The organism is Methylibium sp., from assembly GCF_013817365.1.
Taxonomy (GTDB): domain Bacteria; phylum Pseudomonadota; class Gammaproteobacteria; order Burkholderiales; family Burkholderiaceae_C; genus Methylibium.
Genome location: NZ_JACDCU010000474.1, coordinates 1 through 2,984, shown reverse-complemented (window position 1 = coordinate 2,984; position 2,984 = coordinate 1). Strand labels below are relative to the sequence as shown.

The 2,984-nt window shown below is 69.0% G+C and carries 5 protein-coding genes and 1 pseudogene; 5 read left to right on the top strand and 1 reads right to left on the bottom strand.

All coding sequences use genetic code 11. From position 1 onward, the window contains the following. Positions 1–215: deoxyribodipyrimidine photo-lyase (locus H0W38_RS19985; protein WP_292457458.1), on the bottom strand; the 215-nt coding region annotated here is incomplete at its 3' end. 34 nt (positions 216–249) lie between these two features. Between H0W38_RS19985 and H0W38_RS19980 the strand changes: the two genes are divergently transcribed. The 5 genes and pseudogenes from H0W38_RS19980 to H0W38_RS19960 form a co-directional block, all read left to right on the top strand. Beyond that, entirely contained in the window at positions 250–852 is a 603-nt protein-coding gene (locus H0W38_RS19980) for a YqgE/AlgH family protein (RefSeq protein ID WP_292457456.1), read from the top strand. Next, positions 845–1,291: a Holliday junction resolvase RuvX gene (ruvX, locus tag H0W38_RS19975; RefSeq protein WP_292457453.1), complete on the top strand. Its 447-nt coding sequence runs from the start codon at positions 845–847 to the stop codon at positions 1,289–1,291. Before H0W38_RS19980 ends, ruvX begins: the two co-directional genes overlap by 8 nt. Next, positions 1,291–1,803 carry a bifunctional pyr operon transcriptional regulator/uracil phosphoribosyltransferase PyrR gene (pyrR, locus tag H0W38_RS19970; protein WP_292457451.1) on the top strand — a complete coding sequence of 171 codons (513 nt, stop codon included), beginning with the start codon at positions 1,291–1,293 and terminating at the stop codon, positions 1,801–1,803. Before ruvX ends, pyrR begins: the two co-directional genes overlap by 1 nt. Then, complete coding sequence (locus tag H0W38_RS19965) at positions 1,803–2,765, top strand: aspartate carbamoyltransferase catalytic subunit (protein ID WP_292457449.1); 963 nt, start codon at positions 1,803–1,805, stop codon at positions 2,763–2,765. Before pyrR ends, H0W38_RS19965 begins: the two co-directional genes overlap by 1 nt. Beyond that, a pseudogene (locus H0W38_RS19960) lies at positions 2,762–2,984 on the top strand (dihydroorotase); the annotation flags it as partial. The gene H0W38_RS19965 and the pseudogene H0W38_RS19960, both read left to right, overlap by 4 nt.

Here is a 2,984-nt window from a genome sequence, read left to right as displayed (position 1 = left end):
GCGTCCAGATCGACGAGGCTTTCGCGGATGAACTCGACGCGCCGGTCGCTGCGCGGCAGCGGATCGAGGATCTCGCGGTCGAACACGAAGGCGCACCAGACTTGCCGGGCCGCACGCAGCGCGTGGTTCAGCGCGGCGTGGTCGTGCGCGCGCAGATCCCGGCGCAACCAGACGAGCGCGCCCGCGAGGGACTTGGTCTGCGGGGATTTCTGCATGCGCCGCAGTGTGCCCGCTCACTACAATCGCCGCATGGCATCCAGCAGCGCCTCCAACCTGACGAATCAGTTCCTGATTGCCATGCCCGGCATGGCCGACGGCAACTTCGCCGGCTCGGTGGTCTACCTGTGCGAGCACACCGAAAAGGGCGCGCTGGGCCTGGTGATCAACAAGCCCAGCGACATCAAGCTGGGCAAGTTGTTCGAGAAGGTCGAGCTGGTGCTCGACCGCGTCGAACTGGCCGAGCAGCCGGTCTACATCGGCGGCCCGGTGCAGACCGAGCGCGGCTTCGTGCTGCACGAGCGCGGCGAGGACGACGCGGCCGACATCGACGCCGACGGCGCCGTCTACAACTCCTCGCTGCGCATCCCGGGCGGCATGGCCATGACCACCAGCAAGGACGTGCTCGAGGCCCTGGCCAGCGGCAACGGCCCCAAGCGCGTGCTGGTCACGCTGGGCTATGCCGGCTGGAGCGCCGGCCAGCTCGAAGACGAGATCGCCCGCAACGGCTGGATCACTGTCGACGCCCGGCCGGAGGTGATCTTCGACACGCCGATCGAGCAGCGCTACACCAAGGCGCTGTCCCTGCTCGGCATCGACCCGCGCATGCTGAGCAGCGAAGCGGGCCATGCCTGAGGCGCCCGCCGCCCAGGCCGCACCGCAGACCCTGCTCGCTTTCGATTTCGGCCTCAAGCGTACCGGCGTGGCGGTCGGCAATACGCTGACCGGCGCCGCGCGGGCGCTGCGCACCGTGGTCGCCGAAGGAGACGCCCGCTTCGCGCCGATCGCCGGGCTCATCGAAGAGTGGCACCCCGCCGCGCTGGTGGTTGGCGTGCCCTTCCATCCCGATGGCGCCCCGCACGACAATACCCACCGCGCGCGGCGCTTCGCTCGCCAGTTGCAGGGCCGCTTCGGGCTGCCAGTGCACGAGGTGGACGAGCGCTATTCCACGACCGAGGCGCTGGCCGAGGGGGCGGGCGATGCCGACGCCGCCGCAGCCGCCATCCTGCTCGAGCAGTACCTGCGTGAGCGATGCGAGCCGGCCTTGCCGCATCTCCAGCATCCGAGGACCTGATGACGATCCTGCAACTCGACGCCGAAGCGCTGTACGCCGACCTGCTGGCCCACCTGCGGCCGCTGGTGCGCCGCGGCGAGGGTGCCAGCGCGGCGCTGGTGGGTATCTGGTCGGGCGGCGCCTGGCTGGCGGAACGCTTGCAGCGCGACCTGGGGCTGCCGGGTCAGCACGGCGTCATCTCCAGCGCCTTGCACCGCGACGACTTCGGCTCGCGCGGGCTGGCCGCCACGACCGATGCCACGGCTTTGCCTTTCGAGATCGACGGGCGCCACATCCTGCTGATCGACGACGTGCTCTACACCGGGCGCACCACGCGCGCGGTGATCAACGAACTGTTCGACTTCGGCCGCCCGGCCAGCGTCGCCCTGGCGGTGCTGGTCGACCGCGGCGGGCGCGAGCTGCCGATCGAGCCGGCCGTGTCTGCCGCGCGGGTGGTGCTACCGGCTGCGCAAAAGCTCGCGCTGGTGCGCGACGAAGAGGGCCGGTTCACGCTCGACGTGGAGAGTGCCTGATGCTGAGCAAGCGCAACCCTCAACTCAACGCCCACGGCGAGCTGATCCACCTGCTGTCGATCGAGGGCCTGCCCAAGGCGGTGCTCACGCAGATCCTCGACACGGCGGGCACTTTCCTCAGCGTCAACGACCGCGAGGTCAAGAAGGTGCCGCTGTTGCGCGGCAAGAGCGTGTTCAATCTGTTCTTCGAGAACAGCACGCGCACGCGCACCACCTTCGAGATCGCGGCCAAGCGGCTGTCGGCCGACGTCATCAACCTCGACATCGCGCGAAGCTCCACGGCGAAGGGCGAGAGCCTGCTCGATACCATCGCGAATCTGTCCGCCATGCATGCGGACATGTTCGTGGTGCGCCATGCCGAGAGCGGCGCGCCCTACCTGATCGCGCAACACGTGGCGCCGCACGTGCATGTGGTGAATGCCGGTGACGGGCGCCATGCCCACCCGACGCAGGGCCTGCTCGACATGTACACGATCCGCCACTACAAGCAGGATTTCAGCAACCTGGTGGTGGCGATCGTGGGAGACATCGTGCATTCGCGCGTGGCGCGCTCCGACATCCACGCGCTCACCACCCTGGGTGCCGCCGAGGTGCGCGCGGTCGGGCCGCGCACCCTGGTGCCGGGCGACCTGAAGGACATGGGCGTGCGCGTGTGCCACGACATGGCCGAGGGCATCCGGGATGCCGACGTGATCATCATGCTCAGGCTGCAAAACGAGCGCATGAGCGGCGCCATGCTGCCCAGCGCCGGCGAGTTCTTCAAGAGCTTCGGACTCACCGAAGAGAAGCTGGCGCTCGCCAAGCCGGACGCGATCGTCATGCACCCGGGGCCCATCAACCGCGGCGTGGAGATCGACTCCGTGGTCGCCGATGGCAAGCAGAGCGTGATCCTGCCGCAGGTGACCTACGGCATTGCGGTGCGCATGGCCGTCATGTCGATCATCTCGGGCAACGACGCATGAAGATCCTCATCACCCAAGGCCGTCTGCTCGACCCGGCCTCGAGACTCGACCGCGTCGGGGACCTCGCCATTGACGGCGGGCGCATCGTGGCGCTCGGCGCCGCGCCGCGCGACTTCACGCCCGACCGCAGCTTCGATGCAAGCGGCCTCGTGATCGCGCCGGGCCTCGTCGATCTGGCCGCCCGCCTGCGCGAGCCCGGCCACGAACACGAGGGCATGC